An 18,404-nucleotide genomic window follows, 5' to 3' on the forward strand; every position below is an offset into this window, starting at 1 on the left:
GCTAGCATCCGAAGCATGTCTGTCTACGAGAATGTCGAGATCGCCGCCCTCCAGGGCGGCCCCGCCGACCTCCCCCAGTACGAGGGCAAGGCCGTCCTCATCGTCAATGTGGCCTCGAAGTGCGGCCTCACCCCGCAGTACGCGGCCCTGGAGCAGCTCCACGCCGAGTACGCGGGCCGCGGCTTCAGCGTGCTCGGGGTCCCCTGCAACCAGTTCATGGGCCAGGAGCCCGGCAGCGCCGAGGAGATCGCCGAGTTCTGCTCGGCGACGTACGGCGTGACGTTCCCGATGACCGAGAAGGTCGAGGTGAACGGCGAGGGGCGCCACCCGCTGTACGAGCGTCTGGTCACCACGGCGGACGCGGAGGGCCACGACGGGGACATCCGCTGGAACTTCGAGAAGTTCGTGCTCTCCCCCAAGGGCGAGGTCGTCGCCCGCTTCTCGCCGCAGGTCGTGCCGGACGCCCCCGAGGTCCTCGCCGCGATCGAGGCCAACCTTCCCAAGTAGCGGTTACGCGGGTACTCCGCTCGCCGGCCTCCGTCATACCCCGCTCCGAACAGTCGGCGCGGGGTGTGTCGAAGGCTCCGTGGCCGACCGGGCCGGGCGCGATGACGGCGCGGCGGAACGGCTCGCCCGCGGCGCGGCCTCGCGCCGCTCCCCCGCGTCCACGACAATGGCTGCGATGGCACCCGAACCCGTCGAGTCCGCCCCCGGAATCCGGCTCTCCTCCGCCAGGGGTCGCTGGATCCTCGCCTGTGTCGTCCTGGCCTCCGGGATGGCGATGCTCGACGGCACGGTGGTGAATGTCGCCCTGCCGACCATCGGCCGCGATCTCGACGCGTCCCTGTCGAGCCTCCAGTGGGTCGTGAACGCCTACATGCTGACCCTGTCCGCCCTGCTCCTGTGGGGCGGAGCGCTCGGTGACCGGATCGGGCGGCGGCGCACTCTCGTGCTCGGCGTGGCCTGGTTCGCGGTCGCGTCGGCGCTGTGCGGGCTCGCCCCCGACCAGGGTGTACTCATCGCGGCCCGCGCGTTGCAAGGAGTGGGCGGTGCGCTCCTCACCCCCGGGTCGCTGGCCCTCGTACGGTCCTCGTTCTGCCCCGAGGACCAGTCGCGGGCCGTGGGCGCCTGGTCGGGGCTCACGGGTGTGGCGGGGGCGCTCGGGCCGTTCCTCGGCGGGTATCTGATCGACGGACCCGGGTGGCGGTGGATCTTCCTGATCAATGTGCCGCTGGCCGTGATCGTGCTGCTGATCGCGGTGCGGCACGTGCCGGAGAGCCGTGAGGCCGGGGTCGCCGGGACCCGCTTCGACATGGCGGGCGCATCCCTCGCCGCCCTGTGTCTGGTGGGCGTCAGTTACGCGCTGATCGGGTCGTCCGGCGGCGCGTCCCTCGTGTCGACGGCGCTGCCCGCCGTACTCGGTGTCGCGGCCGGCATCGTCTTCGTCTTCGTGGAGCACCGGCGCGCCGAGCCGATGCTGCCGCCCTCGCTGTTCCGCTCCCGGCTGTTCAGCGCGGCCAACGCGATGACGCTGTGCCTGTACGCGGGGATCGGCGGCATCCTCTTCCTCATGCCCGTACAGCTCCAGATCGCGCTCGGCTACAGCGCGCTGGAGGCGGGTACGGCGACGCTGCCGATCACCGTCCTGATGCTGCTGCTCTCCCCCCGTGCGGGCGATCTCGCGCGCCGTGTCGGGCCGACGCCGCCCCTGGTCGCCGGGCCGCTGATCGCGGCAGTGGGCCTGCTCCTGATGCTGCGGATCGGGCCCGGTGCGTCGTACGTGGCCGATGTGCTGCCCGCGGTGGCGGTGCTCGGTCTGGGCATGAGCGTGTTCGTCGCGCCTCTGACTGCCACCGTCCTGGCGTCGGTGGAGCCGGGCCGCGCCGGGCTCGCCAGCGGCGTCAACAACACGGCGGCCCGGATCGCGCAGCTCCTCGTGGTGGCGGCGCTGCCGCTTGCGGTGGGCCTGTCCGGGGACGCGTACACGCAGCCGGACTCCGTCAACACGTCGTTCCACCGGGCGGCCATGGGGTGCGCCCTGCTGTTCGCGCTGGGGTCGGCGACGGCCGTCGTGTTCATCCGTCCGGCGGCGGTCCGGCCGCGGCTGGAGGAGGCTCCGAAGCCGCAGTGCCGCTCGCATCTGGGTGTGGCGGCGCCGGCGTTGGAGCCCGGGCCGCACAAGCGGGACCAGGGGAAGGTTCCGTAGCGGCGGGCCTGCGGACCGGCTCAGCTCCCGAACGGGACCTGGGGTGCTGTCAGTGCTGCCGCTTCCTTGTGCGGGTGTGCCCAGAGCCCGCGCGCTTGCAGCCGCGGCAGGACGCCCTCACCGAACCAGTACGCCTCCTCCAGGTGCGGGTATCCGGAGAGCACGAACTCGTCGATGCCGAGGCGGTGGTACTCCTCGACGCGGTCGGCGACCTCGTCATGGCTGCCCACCAGCGCGGTACCGGCGCCGCCGCGCACGAGTCCGATGCCGGCCCACAGGTTCGGGTGGATCTCCAGGCTGCCGGAGCTTCCGCCGTGCAGGGCGAGCATGCGCTGCTGGCCCTCGGACTCGCTGCGCGCCAGCCCCTCCTGGACGGACCTGACGGTGGCCGGGTCGAAGCCCTGGAGGAGCCGGTCGGCCTCCGCCCAGGCCTGCTCGGCGGTGTCGCGCGTGATGACGTGCAGCCGGATCCCGAAGCGGACGGTGCGGCCCTCCTTCTCGGCGAGGCCGCGGATCCAGGCGATCTTCTCGGCGACCTGGGCGGGCGGCTCGCCCCAGGTGAGGTAGACGTCGCTGTGCCGCGCCGCGATCTCCCCCGCGACGGGCGAGGAGCCACCGAAGTACACCTCGGGAACGGGGTCGGGCAGCCGGGCGAGCCGGGCGTCCTGCACCTGGAGGTGTTCGCCCGCCAGGTCGACGGTGTCGCCGGCCCACAGCCTCCGGACGATCTCCAGGAATTCACCGGTGCGCGCGTACCGGGATTCCTTGTCGAGGAAGTCGCCGTAGGCGCGCTGCTCGCGGCTCTCGCCGCCCGTCACGACGTTCAGCAGAAGCCTGCCGCCGGTCTGACGCTGGTACGTGGACGCCATCTGCGCGGCGAGCGTGGGCGAGACGAAGCCGGGCCGGAACGCGACGAGGAACTTCAGGCGCTCGGTCTGCTGGCTGAGCATCGCGGTGGTCAGCCACGCGTCCTCGCACCAGGCGCCGGTGGGGGTCAGCGCGCCGACGAAGCCGAGGTCCTCGGCGGCGCGGGCGATCTGCGTGAGGTAGCCGATGGACGGGGGCCGGTCACCGCCCGCCGCGGTCACGGGTGTGCCGTGACCACCGCCGACGACGTGGCGGCTGTCGCCGTTGGTCGGCAGGAACCAGTGGAAGGTGAGGGACACGGGCGGACTCCGATCGCAAGGGACTACAACAGGCTGTCAACAGGCCCCGACTGGACCGGAGTTGACGCGTCAGCTCGCCGCGGCGAGCAGGGGCCTCGCGGTGCGTGTGAGCGCGCCGGAGAACTGGTCGACGACGCGGCCGAGCGCCTCGGCCGACCCCGGCGCGACACCGACCGTGCCGTCCGGGGCTACGGTGATGTCCTTGTCGAGGGTGAACCACCCCTGGACGATGTGGTCGGCGCCCATGGAGTTGAGGACGGGCCGCAGCGCGTAGTCGAGGGCGAGGACATGGGCGGTGGTGCCGCCGGTGGCGAGCGGCAGCACGGTCTTGCCGTCGAGTCCGTACTGCGGCAGCAGGTCGAGGAGCGCCTTGAGGAGCCCGGAGTACGCGGCCTTGTAGACGGGCGTCGCGACGACGACCCCGTCGGCGCGGGCGAGGAGCTCGGTCGCCTCGACGATGGCCGGGTGGGCGAAGTCCGCGCCGAGGAGCGCCTCGGCGGGCAGGGCGCGGACGTCGAGCGCATGGACGTCGTGGCCCTGCGCTTCGAGCCGCGCGTCGAGGTGACGCAGGAGTCGCGCCGTGCGGGAGGTGGCGGACGGACTTCCGGAAATGGAGAGGACGGTGGCCATGACGGGACCCTTCGGACTGGAATTCGGCACGTGGAACACGGGCACTGCGAAAGGACCGAACGCGGGAAACTCGGGAGTGCCGGAATTCAGGAATTCACGCGTGCCGAATACACGGTGCGGTTCAGTGCGGTGTGGTGGGAAGCCGTGCGGAAACCGATCGGCACGGTGGAGGTTCGACGACGGCGGTCGCCGCGGAGGCGGCCTGGTCGCCGGGGCGCGTGTGGCTCGTCAGAGGGCGCGGCAACAGAAGGAGCTGGAGACGCGCGCGAGGTCGACATGGCGTCGCCGCGTGAGGTCCAGTCTCGTGTTCATGCCACCGATCCAACCAGGGGCGCGTCGCGCCAGTCAAGAAACCTCCGTGCCGGTCTCGCATCGCGGAACGGCCTTTTGATGACGGGAGAATAGACACGAAGGGCGAGTCCCTTTCGGGAATCCTTTGGCGAGTGCGGTTTATTCGGCGCGAGCCCGTACCCTCGTGCGCCGCACCGCGACCCGGTGCACGATGGCTGCATGCTGTTCTCCCGGCTCGCACAGGTGTCCCAGGAGGTCGCGGCCACCAGGGCGCGGTCGCGGAAGATCGCGCTGCTCGCCGAGCTCTTCCGGGCGGCGGAGCCGGACGACGTAGCGATCGTGATCCCTTACCTGGCGGGACGCCTCCCGCAGGGGCGTCTCGGCATCGGATGGCGGGTGCTGCGCGACCCGGTGGCGCCGGCCGCGCAGCCCCGGCTGACGGTCCAGGACGTCGACGCCGCGCTGACCGCCCTCGGCAATGTGGCAGGCGCCGGGTCGCAGGCCGAACGGACCCGTCTCGTCGGGGAGTTGATGGGCGCCGCGACCGAGGACGAGCAGCGGTTCCTGTTCGGTCTGCTCACCGGCGAGGTGCGGCAGGGGGCGCTCGACGCGGTGGCTCTGGAGGGGCTGGCGCGGGCGACCGGCGCGTCGCCGGAGGAGGTCCGGCGCGCGGTGATGCTGACCGGGTCGCTCCAGGTCGTGGCACAGGCCCTGCTGACCGAGGGCCCGGACGCGCTGGGCGAGTTCCGACTGACCGTCGGGCGCCCGGTGTTCCCGATGCTGGCGCACAGCGCGTCCTCGGTCGGGGAGGCCGTGGACAAGCTCGGGGCGTGCGCGGTGGAGGAGAAGCTGGACGGCATCCGCGTACAGGTCCACCGCGACGGCGACGTCGTAGGCGTCTACACGCGCACGCTCGACGACATCACCGACCGGCTGCCCGAGGTCACGGCCGTGGCCGCCGGGATCGACGGGGACCGCTTCATCCTCGACGGGGAGGTCATCGCGCTCGACGGGGACGGCCGGCCGCGCCCGTTCCAGGAGATCGCGAGCCGTGTGGGTTCGCGGGTGGACGTGGTGACGGCCGCCGGGTCCGTCCCCGTGGTGCCGGTGTTCTTCGACGTCTTGTACGCGGGCGGGGACGAGCTGCTCGATCTGCCGTTCGCCGAGCGCCACGCGTGCCTGGCGCGGCTGGTGCCGCAGGTGATGCGGGTGCGGCACGTCGTCGTTCCGGACGGAGAGGACGCGGCGGCCCGTGGGGCGGCCGACGCGTTCTTCGCCGACGCCCTGCGCCGCGGTCATGAGGGCGTCGTCGTGAAGGCGCTCGACGCCCCGTACAGCGCGGGGCGGCGCGGCGCGTCCTGGCTGAAGGTGAAGCCCGTACACACGCTGGACCTGGTGGTGCTCGCGGCGGAGTGGGGGCACGGCCGGCGCACGGGCAAGCTGTCGAATCTGCACCTCGGTGCGCGCAGGCCGGACGGCTCTTTCGCGATGCTGGGCAAGACGTTCAAGGGGCTCACGGACGCGCTGCTCGCCTGGCAGACGGAACGGCTGCGGGAGCTGGCCACGAGCGACGACGGACATGTCGTCACGGTGCGGCCCGAGCTGGTCGTGGAGATCGCCTACGACGGTCTGCAGAGGTCCACCCGCTACCCGGCCGGCGTCACGCTGCGCTTCGCGCGCGTGGTGCGGTACCGCGAGGACAAGAGGGCCGAGGACGCGGACACGGTCGAGACGGTGCTCGCCGCGCACCCGGCCCCGTAACAAGACCGTTCCTTTGCCAAATATTGGGGCCGATAGGGTGACACCTGGCGCCCGGTAAGTGCAGGCGCCATGCATCACCCAGGACAAGCACGGACAAGGGGAGAGCTGTGCCCGCTTCACGTCTGAGCCGCACGCCACTGCCGGGGATCGGCTTCCGGTACGACCTGACCACCCGCGACCGACGCCAGGTGTCGGTGGTCGCGCACCGGGACGGCGGGCGCACCCTGAGCGCCTACCGGACCGACGACCCGGACGCCTGCGACCTGTCGCTGAAGCTGACGTCCGGTGAGGCGGCCGCGCTGATCGACGCGCTGATGCCGTCCCACCACAGCCCCAACCTGCTGCACACCACCGATCTGGGCCTCGTCGCCGAGCGCGTCGAGATCGGCGCGACCTCGCACTGGAACGGGCGCCTGCTCGGCGAGACGCAGCTGCGCACCGAGACCGGCGCCTCGATCGTGGCCGTGCTGCGGCGCGCCGAGGCGATCCCGTCGCCCACCCCCGACTTCCGGCTCGCCGGCGGGGACACCGTGATCGTCATCGGCACCCGCGAGGGCGTGGAAGCGGCGGCGACGATACTCGGAAGGGAGTGATCGGATGCACTCCGCGGTGTTCCTCATCGAATTCGGGGCGATCATCCTCGCGCTCGGCCTCCTGGGCAGATTCGCCGGGCGGTTCCGGTTCTCACCCATCCCCCTCTACCTCCTCGCGGGCCTCGCGTTCGGCGAGGGCGGGCTGCTCCCGCTCGGCGCGAGCGAGGAGTTCGTGGCGATCGGCGCCGAGATCGGCGTCATCCTGCTGCTGCTGATGCTGGGCCTGGAGTACACGGCCAGCGATCTCGTCAGCAACCTCAAGACGCAGTACCCGGCGGGCCTCGTCGACTGCGCGTTCAACGCACTGCCGGGCGCCGCGGCGGCGCTGCTGATGGGCTGGGGCCCGGTGGCGGCCGTCGTCCTCGCCGGTGTCACGTGGATCTCGTCGTCGGGTGTGATCGCCAAGGTGCTCGGCGACCTCGGCCGGGTCGGCAACCGGGAGACCCCGGTGATCCTCAGCATCCTGGTCCTCGAGGACCTGGCGATGGCGGTCTATCTGCCGATCATCACGGCGCTGCTGGCAGGGGTCGGCTGGGCGGCGGGCGGTGTCACGCTGGCCATCGCCCTCGGAGCGGCGGGCCTCGTCCTGTTCCTCGCCGTTCGGTACGGCCGTCACATCTCCCGGTTCGTCTCCAGCGACGACCCGGAGAAGCTGCTCCTGGTGGTGCTCGGCCTGACGATCCTGGTCGCGGGGATCGCGCAGCAGCTCCAGGTGTCGGCGGCGGTCGGCGCGTTCCTCGTCGGCATCGCCCTGTCCGGTGAGGTCGCCGAGGGCGCCCACTCGCTGCTGCTGCCGCTGCGCGACCTGTTCGCCGCCGTGTTCTTCGTCTTCTTCGGCCTGCACACCGATCCCGCGAGCATTCCGCCGGTCCTGCTTCCGGCGCTCGCTCTCGCGGTCGTCACGGCCTGCACGAAGATCGCAACCGGCTACTGGGCGGCGCGGCGGGCGAAGATCTCCGTCAAGGGCCGCTGGCGTGCCGGCGGCGCTCTCGTGGCGCGCGGCGAGTTCTCCATCGTCATCGCGGGCCTTGCGGTCACGGCCGGGATCGAGCCCAGGCTCGGTCCGCTGGCGACCGCGTACGTCCTGATCCTCGTCATCGTCGGACCGCTGACGGCACGCTTCACCGAGCCCGTCGCGATGCGCGTCTCGCGGTGGCGGCAGCGCGGCGACGCACCGGCCCCGGCGGTCACCGCGGGCGCGGGGATCGTGCCCGCGCCGCGGGACGCGCAGGAGCCGCTCGGCCCCGAGGCCGAGGCCCAGTCCGGGCGGGCATCGAACTCCTCGTCCTGATCCGGTCACCCGCCCGGTCGTCGGCCGTCCAGGTCGCCGCCCGGAGCGGGGGCCTTCGGCGGGGGGCGGGGGCGTCAGAGTCGCCGTACTCGGAGGGCCGCACGGAGAGCGCCGTTCACCTGTAGCCCGCCGACACTGGTCCCATGGCGTACAAGAAGCAGAGCGCGGGCCTGCTCCTGTTCCGGCGCTCGGCCGCCGGTACGGAGGTGCTGCTCGGACACATGGGCGGCCCGTTCTGGGAGCGGCGCAAGGCCGGGGCGTGGACGGTGCCGAAGGGCGAGTACGAGGACGACGAGGAGCCGTGGGCGGCGGCGCGCAGGGAGTTCCAGGAGGAACTGGGACTTGCGCCGCCCGACGGCACGCCCATGCCGCTCGGCGACATCGTGCAGTCCGGCGGCAAGCACGTCACCGTGTGGGCCGTGGAAGGTGACCTCGACCTGGACGGATTCGTGCCCGGCACGTTCACGATGGAGTGGCCGAAGGGCTCGGGGCGCAGGGCCGAGTTCCCCGAGCTGGACCGCGCGGCCTGGCTCGGGCTCGACGCGGCGCGTCCCCTTGTGGTGCGGGCGCAGACCGTCTTCCTCGACCGGCTCGCCGAGCACGTCTGACGGCCGCGCCACCGGGTACCCGGTCCGTCCGCGTTGCGCGGCGCGACGTGGCGCGGCAAGGTCGAAGCACCGCGCAGAGGAGGTCACCCCCATGCCCATCGCGACGGTCAACCCCGCGAACGGCGAGACGCTCAAGACGTACGACGCCCTGACCGACGAGGAGATCGAGCACCGGCTCCTTCTCGCCGCCGGCACGTTCCGCACGTACCGCACCACCACGTTCTTCGAGCGGGCCCGGCTGCTCCAGGCCGCCGCGGACCTGCTCGACGCGGACCGTGACGACATCGCGCGCGTCATGACCACCGAGATGGGCAAGCCCGTCGTGGCGGCCCGCGCGGAGGCCGCGAAGTGCGCGAAGGCGATGCGCTGGTACGCGGAGCACGCGCAGGAGCTTCTTGCCGACGAGCACCCCTCGGCCAAGGACGTGGAGGACTCCGGCGCGGTCAGCGCCCATGTCCGCTACCGGCCGCTGGGCATCGTCCTCGCCGTGATGCCGTGGAACTTCCCGCTGTGGCAGGTCGTACGGTTCGCCGCGCCCGCCCTGATGGCAGGAAACGTGGGACTGCTCAAGCACGCGTCGAACGTGCCGCAGACCGCGCTCTACCTCCAGGATCTGTTCCGCAGGGCCGGGTTCCCCGACGGGTGTTTCCAGACGCTGCTCATCGGCTCGCGCGCGGTCGAGGGCGTACTGCGCGATGAGCGGGTCGTGGCGGCGACGCTGACCGGAAGCGAGCCGGCGGGGCGTTCCGTCGCCTCGATCGCGGGCGACGAGGTCAAGAAGACAGTCCTGGAGCTGGGCGGCAGCGACCCGTTCGTCGTGCTGCCGTCGGCCGACGTGGCGAAGGCGGCGAAGGTCGCTGTGACGGCGCGGGCGCAGAACAACGGGCAGTCGTGCATCGCGGCGAAGCGGTTCATCGTGCACACGGACGTGTACGACGAGTTCGCCGAGCTGTTCGTCTCCGGGATGCGGGCCCTGCGGGTGGGCGACCCGATGGACGAGAACACCGACGTCGGGCCGCTCGCCAGCGAGCAGGGCCGCTCCGACCTGGAAGAACTCGTGGACGACGCCGTGGAGAGCGGCGCGACGGTGCTGTGCGGCGGCCGACGGCCCGAGGCGTACGCCAAGAGCGGCTGGTACTACGAGCCGACGGTCATCACCGACATCACGGAAGACATGCGCATCCACCGCGAGGAGACCTTCGGCCCGGTCGCCACGCTGTACCGCATCGGCGACCTGGACGAGGCCGTCGCCCTGGCCAACGACACACCGTTCGGGCTGAGTTCCAACGTGTGGACCCATGACGCGGCGGAGATCGACCGCTTCGCCCGCGACATCGAGGCAGGCGGCGTCTACGTCAACGGAATGACCGCCTCGCACCCGGCCTTCCCGTTCGGCGGCGTCAAGCGCTCCGGCTACGGCAGAGAGCTCTCGGCCCACGGGATCCGCGAGTTCTGCAACATCACTACGGTATGGGTCGGGGCCTGAACCGTCCGCGCCGGCCCTTGAGGTCAGGGATCAGGGGCGGGCCTGCGGCATGACCCGTGGGGCACGCACCATGAACACGTCGACCGGGTCCTCCGATTCGAGGGTGAAGCCGTGGCGCTCGTAGAGGCGGCGGGCCGCGCTGCCCTGGATGACGTCCAGGCGTACGGTTTCGCCCGCCGCGTCGGCCCGGTCGAGCAGTGCGCGCAGGACGGCCGTGCCGAGACCCCTGCCCTGCTGTTCCGGGGCGAGGTAGAAGTGCTCGATCCACTGGCCCCCGGACTGTGCGGGGCGCATCGTGACGCTGCCCGCGAACGCGCCGTCGGCCAGGACGACGGAGGTGTACCGCTCGGAGAAGGTGTCGCGCAGCCGCTGCCGCACTCGGTGCTCGTCGTAGCGGCCGAGGCGCACCAGGTCCGGTCGCATGACGACGGCGCGCAGCTCGGCGATCGGCTCCACGTCGGCAGGCCGGGCAGCCCTCAGCTCCCACCGGACGCCGGGCGGCCGGCATGCCTCAGAAGCCTCCTGACCAGGCGGTTCCGCGTACTCCGTCGTGCGTATGTCCATCGCCGAAGTATCACAGAGGCCACGTACGTCCCGGTGCGCCGCCCGGGGGCAACGGCTGAGGTTCGGCCCCCGCACGTGAGTTGGCGGGGGCCGAACCGCGCACTACGCGCGCGTGACGGTCAGCCGCGGGCCGCCAGCAGGTGGTCCATCGCCAGCTGGTCGAGGCGCTCGAAGGCCATGCCGCGGGCGGCGGCCGCCTCCACGTCGAAGCCCTCGAAGGCGCTCGCGTCGGCGAGCAGCCCCGACAGACCGTCGGCAGCGGTGGGCTGCATCAGCTCGTCGAGCCGCGAGGCGCGCAGCGCCTCCTGAACCTCCGGGTCGGCCCGGAACGCGGCCGCACGCTCACGCAGGATCAGGTAGTTGCGCATGCAGCCCTCGGCCGACGCCCACACGCCGTCGTAGTCCTCGGTGCGCGGCGGCTTGAAGTCGAAGTGCCGCGGCCCCTCGTACCCGGCGGTCTCCAGCAGGTCGACCAGCCAGAACGCCGAGCGCAGGTCGCCCGCGCCGAAGCGGAGGTCCTGGTCGTACTTGATGCCCGTCTGGCCGTTGAGGTCGATGTGGAAGAGCTTGCCCGCCCACAGCGCCTGGGCGATGCCGTGCGAGAAGTTGAGCCCCGCCATCTGCTCGTGGCCCACTTCCGGGTTCACGCCGTACATCTCGGGCCGCTCCAGGCGCTCGATGAAGGCGAGGGCGTGGCCGACCGTGGGCAGGAGGATGTCGCCGCGCGGCTCGTTCGGCTTCGGCTCGATCGCGAACTTCAGGTCGTAGCCCTGCTGGACGACGTACTCGCCGAGCAGGTCGAACGCCTCCTTCATCCGGTCGAGCGCGGCCCGTACGTCCTTGGCCGCGCCGGACTCGGCGCCCTCGCGTCCGCCCCAGGCGACGTACGTCTTCGCGCCGAGTTCGACGGCGAGATCGATGTTGCGGATGGTCTTGCGCAGGGCGTACCGGCGTACGTCCCGGTCGTTCGCGGTGAACGCCCCGTCCTTGAAGACGGGGTGCGTGAAGAGGTTCGTGGTGGCCATCGGGACGATCAGGCCGGTGGCGTCGAGGGCCTGGCGGAAGCGCTTGACGTGGGACTCGCGCTCGGTGTCCGAGGCCCCGAAGGGGATCAGGTCGTCGTCGTGGAACGTCACCCCGTAGGCGCCGAGGTCGGCCAGGCGCCGCACGGACTCGGCCGGGTCGATGGCGGCGCGGGTGGCGTCGCCGAACGGGTCGCGTCCCTGCCAGCCGACCGTCCACAGGCCGAAGCTGAACTTGTCGTCGGGGGTGGGTCGGTACGTCATGTCGCGGCTCCTCGTCAGTCATGCCTATTTCGTCATGGCACTTTACAAATTAGTATGCAGACACGTCGCTGGGAAGAGGCATCTGGGGGGAGCATTAGGTGAACGCTCTGTCGCACATGCACTTCGGACTGCCACGGAATCGTCTTGTCGGGAACGGGAGAGCCGCATGTCATCAGCCGATGGACCACTCGTCGTCGGGGTGGACAGCTCCACGCAGTCCACGAAGGCCCTGGTCGTCGACGCCGCCACGGGCGCGGTCGTGGCGAGCGGCCAGGCACCGCACACGGTGAGCGCGGGGCAGGGCCGCGAGAGCGACCCCGAGCAGTGGTGGACCGCCCTGTGCGAGGCGCTGCGCCAGTGCGGTGAGGCGGCGCACCGGGCCTCGGCGGTGTCGGTCGGCGGTCAGCAGCACGGCCTCGTCACGCTCGACGCCGCCGGCCGGCCGGTACGTCCCGCGCTGCTCTGGAACGATGTGCGCTCGGCGCCCCAGGCCCGCCGCCTCATCGACGAGGTGGGCGGCCCCAAGGCGTGGGCCGAGCGGGTGGGCAGTGTGCCCGGGGCCTCGTTCACCGTCACCAAGTGGGCATGGCTGGCCGAGCACGAACCGGACGCCGTACGCGCCACGGCCGCGGTGCGGCTGCCGCACGACTACCTCACACAGCGGCTGACCGGCGACGGCACGACGGACCGGGGCGACGCCTCGGGCACGGGCTGGTGGGCCTCGGCCACGGAGTCGTACGACGACGACATCCTCGCGCGCGTGGGGCTCGATCCGGCGCTGCTCCCCCGGGTCGTGCGCCCCGGAGAGGTGGCCGGTACGGTCCACGGCTCGGGTGAACTTCCCTTCTCCAAGGGGACGCTGGTGGCCGCGGGCACGGGCGACAACGCGGCGGCCGCCCTCGGCCTCGGACTCCGGCCCGGCACCCCGGTCCTCAGCCTCGGCACGTCCGGCACGGTGTACGCGGTGTCGCGGCACCGTCCCGCGGACCCGACCGGCACCGTCGCCGGCTTCGCCGACGCGCGCGGCGACTGGCTGCCGCTCGCGTGCACCCTGAACTGCACGCTGGCCGTCGACCGGATCGCCGCGCTGCTCGGCCGGGACCGCGAGGCCGTCGAACCCGGCGGCGACATCACGCTGCTGCCCTACCTGGACGGCGAGCGCACCCCCGACCTGCCGAACGCCTCAGGGCTCTTGCACGGACTGCGGCACGACACCACGGGAGGCCAGCTCCTGCAGGCCGCCTACGACGGTGCCGTCCACGCCCTCCTGGGCGCGCTCGACCTCGTCCTCGACGCGGACGCCGACCTGTCGGTGCCGCTGCTGCTCATCGGGGGCGGCGCCCGGGGAACGGCCTGGCAGCAGACCGTACGACGACTCTCGGGCCGTGCCGTGCAGGTGCCCGAGGCCCGCGAGCTGGTCGCGCTCGGCGCCGCGGCACAGGCCGCCGGGCTGTTGACCGGGGAGGATCCGGCGGCGGTGGCACGGCGCTGGGGAACGGCGCAGGGGCCTGTTCTGGATCCTGTGGAGCAGGACGAGGCGGCGCTGGCGCGGATCTCCGGGGTACTCTCCGACGCGGCCCCGCTCCTGGACAGGGGTCCGCGCTGACCACCCCGCCGACCGAGGATCCAGGAAGGCCGACGGCCGCGTGCGCCGGCCCGACCCCATGGGAGCGTCCGGAGGCATGACCGCACCACTGCACGAGCCCCGGCCCGGCACGCCCGACACCCAGCAGGCCATGCGCCGGCGCAACCTCTCGCGGGTCATGCACGCCGTCGCCACGGACGGACCGCTGTCGCGGGCCACGGTCGCCCAGCACATCGGGCTGACCAGGGCCGCGGTGTCGACGCTCGTCGACGAACTGATCCGGTCGGGTCTGATCGAGGAGCTCGGCCCACAGCGGCCCGGCAGGGTCGGGCGTCCCGGCTCGGCGCTCGTCGTCAGCCGCAGCGGTCCCGCCGGGATCGGGGCCGAGGTCGGCGTCGATCATCTCGCGGTGTGCGCGGTCGATCTGAGCGGCGAGGTACGCGCGCGTGCCGTGCGCCGCGTCGCCAACCGCGGGCGCGCGCCCGGGCCCGTCCTCAAGGAACTGTCCGTGCTGGTCCGGGAGGTGACGGCCCGTGCCGAACGAGAGGGGCTGCGCCCGGCGGGCCTCGCGGTCGCGGTGCCGGGCCTGGTCGCGCGCGGCACGCACACGGTGGTCCGGGCGCCCAACCTGGACTGGCACGACACGGACGTCTCCGCGCTGCTCCCGACACTGACCGAGCCACGGTCCGTCCTGCCGCTGAGCGTCGGCAACGAGGCGAACTTCGGGGCCCTCGCCGAGCTCTGGCTCGGCGAGGACACCCCGGCCGACTTCCTGCACGTCTCGGCCGAGATCGGCATCGGCGCGGCGCTCGTCGTCGACGGCAAGCTGCTGCGCGGAACCCGTGGATTCGCGGGCGAGTTGGGGCACGTTCCGGTCCGCCCGGAGGGACCTGCGTGCCCGTGCGGAGGGCGCGGCTGCCTGGAGCAGTACGCGGGCGAGGAGGCCGTGCTGCGCGCGGCGGGTCTCGGTCCCGGCGAGGACCGGGTGGGCCTGCTCGCCGAGCGCGCCGCGGCAGGGGACACGGATGCGCGGCGGGCGCTGCGCGGCGCCGGGGCCGCCCTGGGCATCGCGCTGACCGGGGCGGTGAACCTCCTCGACCCTCGGGCGGTCGTGCTGGGCGGGGCGCTGTCGCGGCTCGCGCCGTGGCTACTGCCCGCGCTGGAACGGGAGTTGACGCGCCGGACGGCGACGCCGGCCGACGGGGTGACGGTGTCGCGCCTGGGGTCCGACGGCCCTCTGCTGGGTGCGGCGCACTCGGTGGTGCGGGCGGTGCTCGACGATCCGGTGGCGGCGAGCGTGTAGCACGCGGGTGGCCGTCCGGACCCTTGGACGTGGCTGTCCGGACCCTTGGACCATGGCGCGCGGGTCGCGTGGACCTCTGCGCCGTGGCGCGCGAAGTGCCAGAGGTTCGGACCTCTGACGTGCGGTTGTTCACAAACGGCGAGTTATCCACAGGTGCGCCGCGCCCTCTTCCGCCCCAACCGCCAAGGCGCTTAACGTAATTCACGCGGGACGCCACCGCCTCGGCGCGGTGGCGCGGTCACGTGGATCGGGGGATTCAGGTGTCGGGGGTGGACGTTCAGAACGGAACGGGACTACGACGCGGGGCGATCGGGCTGCGTGAGGTCCTGTTCCAGAGCATCACGGCGATGGCGCCGGCGGCCGCGGTCGCCGCGTCGATCCCGGCGGGTACGGCGTTCGCGGGCGGCAGTCTGCCGCTGTCCGTGCTGATCGCGCTGGTGGCCTGCCTGTTCACCGCGTCGTGCGTGGCGGAGCTGGCACGCGAACTGCCCGCGGCCGGCTCCGTATCGACGTATGCCGCGCGCGGCCTCCATCCGAGCGTGGGGTTCCTCGTCGGCTGGGGCTATGTGTTCGTCGAGGCCCTTGTGCCGCCTCTGCTTCTGCTGCAACTGGGCTTCACCACGGCCGGGACGCTGCACAACGAGTGGTCGTCGTACCCGGCGGACCTGTGGTGGCCGTGGTCCCTAGCCGGAGCCATGATCATCGCCGTGGCAGGCTATTTCGGAGTGCGCGCGTCGGCCCGCTTCGGGACGGTGCTCGGTGCCTTCGAAGTCGTCGTCTTCCTGGCCTTCGCGATCCTGCTGATCTCGAAGGCGGGCAGCGACAACACCCTTTCGGTGTTCGGCACTTCGCACTCGGCACAGGGGTACGAGGGCTGGAGCGGCGTCTTCGCCGGTTCGGTGTACACGGTGCTGGCGTTCGCCGGGTTCGAGGCGGCGGCGCCCCTCGCCGAGGAGACCCGCGACCCGCGACGCACCATGCACCGGGCGGTCCTCGGGGCGGCCCTGGCGATCGGGCTCTTCTACGTACTGACGACGTACGCGATGTCGGTGTACTTCGGGCCCGACAGGTTCGCGACGTTCGGAGCGGAGGGCGCCGCGTCGTGGGAGGGCGTGGCCCGCGCCTCGTTCGGCCTCTTCTGGGTCCTGGTGTTCCTGGCGGTGGTGAACTCGACGATCGCGAACGCCAACGCGTGCGCCAACGTCTCGACCCGCACGGCCTTCGCCCTCGGACGGATCGGCGTCTTCCCGAGCGGCTTCGCGCGCCTGCACCCGGTGCGCCGCTCCCCCGTCACCGGCGTCGCCGTCCAGTTCGCCGTCGCGGTCGCGGCGATGCTCGGGCTCGGTTTCGCCTACGACCCGGTGACGGCGTTCCTGCTCCTGGCGACGGTGATCGTCACGGTCATCATCGGTGTGTACATCGTGGCCAACCTCGCCTGTGCCGGGTACTTCCTGCGCCGCGGCCGCTCCGCGCTGCGTCCGGTGCGCCATCTCGTCCTCCCGCTCCTCGGCATCGTCGCCTTCGTGCCCGCGCTGCTGACGGCCGCGGGCCTGCCGGTCTTCGACTTCGTGTCGGAGCTGACGGCGCCGGTTTCCTACGCGGGCCCGGTCGTCGCCGTGTGGATGCTCGCGGGGGTCGTGGTGCTCGCCGTGCTCCTGCGGCGCCATCCAGAACGCATAGCGCAGACCGGACGTGTCCATCTCGACGACGACGCACCGGACGGAGAACCGGACCCGGGCCCGGACCCTGACGCACCCACCTCACAGAGCGGAGCAGCACAGCGATGAACGACGCCAGGATCCTGACCGTGCGGCCCGAACCGGGCGAGTACGCCTACACGTTCGGCGGCGCGCCGCCCGTAGCCCGGATCGCGCCGGGCACGGTCCTGGACCTGTACACGGAGGACTGTTTCGACGGGCGGGTGCGGTCCGAGAAGGACCTGGTGTCGCAGGTGTGCGAGTTCCCGTTCCTCAATCCGCAGACCGGGCCCTTCCACATCGAGGGCGCCGAACCCGGCGACACGGTCGCGGTGCACTTCGTCTCGGTCGAGCCGGCCCGCGACTGGGCGGCGTCCACGACCGTCCCGCTCTTCGGCGCACTCACGTCCACCCACACCACCGCCACGCTCCAGCCCCCGCTGCCCGAGGTCGTATGGATGTGGCACCTCGACCGGGAACGACGCACCGCCCGGTTCACCGCGCACGACAGCGACCTCCAGGTCGAGCTGCCGATGGACCCGATGCACGGAACGGTCGGCGTGGCACCGGCGAACCTCGAGGTCCGCTCGGCCCTCGTCCCGGACGCGCACGGCGGCAACATGGACTCGCCGGAAATGCGGGCGGGCGTCACCTGCTACCTCGGGGTGAACGTCGAGGGCGCGCTGCTCAGCCTCGGCGACGGGCACGCGCGGCAGGGCGAGGGCGAGACGTGCGGCGTCGCCGTCGAGTGCGCCATGCGGACCGTCGTGATCGTCGAGCTCCTCAAGGGCGTCGCCACGCCGTGGCCGCGCATCGAGTCGGACACGCACATCATCTCGACCGGGTCGGCGCGGCCCCTCGAGGACGCGTTCCGGATATCCCAACTCGACCTGGTGCGCTGGCTGGAGCGCGACTACGGCTTCAGTGAGCTGGACGCCTACCAGTTCGCCTCGCAGACCGTCGAGTCGCCGCTCGCCAACGTCTGCGATACGAACTACACGTGCGTGGCGAAGCTCCGTAAGGAGTGGCTGCCGGCGCGGGAGACGCATCGCGGGCTGCACGCGCACTTGAGGGACGTCGCCGCGACGCTCCCCCGCCCGGACCACCGCACCTTCTGACGACCCACCGTTCGCTGTTCGCTGTTCGCTGTTCGCTGTTCGTTCGCTGTTCGCAGACAGAGCCCTGCCCCACCGTCCCCACCAGAGAGGCAGACCAGTCATGGACCGAAGGCCACTTCCGAGCCGGCGCCGGTTACTCCAGGCCGGCGCGCTCGCCGCCGTGCCCGCAGCACTGCTCCCCGCCGCCCGCGCCTCCGCCGGGGCGCAGGCCGTCGACTATCCGGGCGCCGAGTCCGTTCCTGCCAGCACCTCCAACTACACGGCGTCCAGCCGCCCCACCAGCTATCCCCTGAACTACGTGATCATCCACGTAACCCAGGAGACGTACGCCGACGCCCTGGCCATCTTCCAGAACCCGGCCAAGCAGGTCTCCGCGCACTACGTGGTCCGCTCGTCCGACGGCCACATCGCCCAGTGCGTCCGCGAACGCAACATCGCTTGGCACGCGGGGAATTGGGACTACAACACCCGAAGCATCGGCATCGAGCACGAGGGCTGGGTCGACCAGCCGCAGTATTTCACCGACGCGCTCTACCAGTCGTCCGCCAACCTGACGGCCGCGATCTGCGCCAAGTACGGCATTCCGATGGACCGCGCGCACATCCTCGGGCACTACGAGGTCCCCGGCACGGACCACACCGACCCGGGCCCGTACTGGGACTGGACCCGCTACATCAGGATGGTCAACTTCGCCTGAGCGGTGGCCAGGAGCGCAGGGGGGTCGGCCTGCCCGACGCGCACGCACTGTGACGCATCCGTGCGGATCAGTGTCGGGACGCTTGTCCGTATGCGTCCCCGGCGCGACGATGTCCCCACAGC

The 18,404-nt window shown here is 72.0% G+C and carries 17 protein-coding genes; 12 read left to right on the plus strand and 5 right to left on the minus strand.

The features are described from left to right. Positions 1–15: 15 nt before the first annotated feature. Positions 16–507: a glutathione peroxidase gene (locus ACWIGU_RS16040; protein WP_399971524.1), complete on the plus strand. Its 492-nt coding sequence runs from the start codon at positions 16–18 to the stop codon at positions 505–507. Positions 508–682: 175 nt separating this feature from the next. Beyond that, a complete protein-coding gene (locus tag ACWIGU_RS16045; protein ID WP_454401270.1) occupies positions 683–2,206 on the plus strand; it encodes an MFS transporter in 1,524 nt (507 codons plus the stop codon). A gap of 20 nt (positions 2,207–2,226) precedes the next feature. Here the strand turns inward: ACWIGU_RS16045 and ACWIGU_RS16050 are convergent, their stop codons facing one another. The 3 genes from ACWIGU_RS16050 to ACWIGU_RS16060 all read right to left on the minus strand — a co-directional run bounded on the left by ACWIGU_RS16050 (position 2,227) and on the right by ACWIGU_RS16060 (position 4,314). Continuing rightward, positions 2,227–3,372 carry an LLM class flavin-dependent oxidoreductase gene (locus tag ACWIGU_RS16050; RefSeq protein ID WP_454401272.1) on the minus strand — a complete coding sequence of 382 codons (1,146 nt, stop codon included), beginning with the start codon at positions 3,370–3,372 and terminating at the stop codon, positions 2,227–2,229. 69 nt (positions 3,373–3,441) lie between these two features. Next, on the minus strand, positions 3,442–4,002 hold the full coding sequence (ssuE, locus tag ACWIGU_RS16055; RefSeq protein ID WP_454401274.1) for an NADPH-dependent FMN reductase: 561 nt from the start codon (positions 4,000–4,002) through the stop codon (positions 3,442–3,444). 228 nt (positions 4,003–4,230) lie between these two features. Continuing rightward, a complete protein-coding gene (locus ACWIGU_RS16060) occupies positions 4,231–4,314 on the minus strand; it encodes a putative leader peptide (protein WP_351255852.1) in 84 nt (27 codons plus the stop codon). Positions 4,315–4,512: 198 nt separating this feature from the next. Between ACWIGU_RS16060 and ACWIGU_RS16065 the strand changes: the two genes are divergently transcribed. From ACWIGU_RS16065 to ACWIGU_RS16085, 5 genes are all read left to right on the plus strand, one after another. Further along, complete coding sequence (locus tag ACWIGU_RS16065) at positions 4,513–6,054, plus strand: ATP-dependent DNA ligase (RefSeq protein WP_454401276.1); 1,542 nt, start codon at positions 4,513–4,515, stop codon at positions 6,052–6,054. A gap of 122 nt (positions 6,055–6,176) precedes the next feature. Continuing rightward, positions 6,177–6,647: a cation:proton antiporter regulatory subunit gene (locus ACWIGU_RS16070; protein WP_454401607.1), complete on the plus strand. Its 471-nt coding sequence runs from the start codon at positions 6,177–6,179 to the stop codon at positions 6,645–6,647. Positions 6,648–6,651: 4 nt separating this feature from the next. Beyond that, the gene (locus tag ACWIGU_RS16075) at positions 6,652–7,938 is read left to right on the plus strand and encodes a cation:proton antiporter (protein ID WP_454401278.1); all 1,287 of its coding nucleotides are present in this window, start codon (positions 6,652–6,654) and stop codon (positions 7,936–7,938) included. A 143-nt stretch (positions 7,939–8,081) separates the two neighbouring features. After that, positions 8,082–8,546 (plus strand): NUDIX domain-containing protein, encoded by a 465-nt coding sequence (locus tag ACWIGU_RS16080; protein WP_454401280.1) that lies wholly within the window; start codon positions 8,082–8,084, stop codon positions 8,544–8,546. A gap of 91 nt (positions 8,547–8,637) precedes the next feature. Next, positions 8,638–10,032 carry an NADP-dependent succinic semialdehyde dehydrogenase gene (locus ACWIGU_RS16085; RefSeq protein WP_454401282.1) on the plus strand — a complete coding sequence of 465 codons (1,395 nt, stop codon included), beginning with the start codon at positions 8,638–8,640 and terminating at the stop codon, positions 10,030–10,032. Positions 10,033–10,062: 30 nt separating this feature from the next. On the opposite strand, the gene ACWIGU_RS16090 is transcribed toward ACWIGU_RS16085, so the two are convergent. Together ACWIGU_RS16090 and xylA are read right to left on the minus strand one after the other, a co-directional pair. Beyond that, positions 10,063–10,512, minus strand: coding sequence for an N-acetyltransferase family protein (locus ACWIGU_RS16090; protein ID WP_454401609.1), 450 nt, complete (start codon positions 10,510–10,512; stop codon positions 10,063–10,065). A gap of 203 nt (positions 10,513–10,715) precedes the next feature. Next, entirely contained in the window at positions 10,716–11,882 is a 1,167-nt protein-coding gene (xylA, locus tag ACWIGU_RS16095) for a xylose isomerase (RefSeq protein ID WP_454401284.1), read from the minus strand. Between the two features lie 166 nt (positions 11,883–12,048). Here xylA and xylB point away from each other — a divergent pair, with 166 nt between their 5' ends. The 5 genes from xylB to ACWIGU_RS16120 all read left to right on the plus strand — a co-directional run bounded on the left by xylB (position 12,049) and on the right by ACWIGU_RS16120 (position 18,282). Further along, positions 12,049–13,488 (plus strand): xylulokinase, encoded by a 1,440-nt coding sequence (gene xylB, locus ACWIGU_RS16100; protein ID WP_454401286.1) that lies wholly within the window; start codon positions 12,049–12,051, stop codon positions 13,486–13,488. Between the two features lie 76 nt (positions 13,489–13,564). Next, positions 13,565–14,770, plus strand: coding sequence for an ROK family protein (locus ACWIGU_RS16105; RefSeq protein ID WP_454401288.1), 1,206 nt, complete (start codon positions 13,565–13,567; stop codon positions 14,768–14,770). 269 nt (positions 14,771–15,039) lie between these two features. Further along, positions 15,040–16,557 carry an APC family permease gene (locus tag ACWIGU_RS16110; protein ID WP_454401290.1) on the plus strand — a complete coding sequence of 506 codons (1,518 nt, stop codon included), beginning with the start codon at positions 15,040–15,042 and terminating at the stop codon, positions 16,555–16,557. Then, the gene (locus tag ACWIGU_RS16115; RefSeq protein ID WP_454401292.1) at positions 16,554–17,585 is read left to right on the plus strand and encodes an acetamidase/formamidase family protein; all 1,032 of its coding nucleotides are present in this window, start codon (positions 16,554–16,556) and stop codon (positions 17,583–17,585) included. Before ACWIGU_RS16110 ends, ACWIGU_RS16115 begins: the two co-directional genes overlap by 4 nt. Before the next feature lie 100 nt (positions 17,586–17,685). After that, on the plus strand, positions 17,686–18,282 hold the full coding sequence (locus ACWIGU_RS16120; protein WP_454401294.1) for an N-acetylmuramoyl-L-alanine amidase: 597 nt from the start codon (positions 17,686–17,688) through the stop codon (positions 18,280–18,282). The last annotated feature ends 122 nt before the right edge of the window (positions 18,283–18,404 follow it).

It is taken from the genome of Streptomyces sp. NPDC055400 (genome assembly GCF_053644375.1).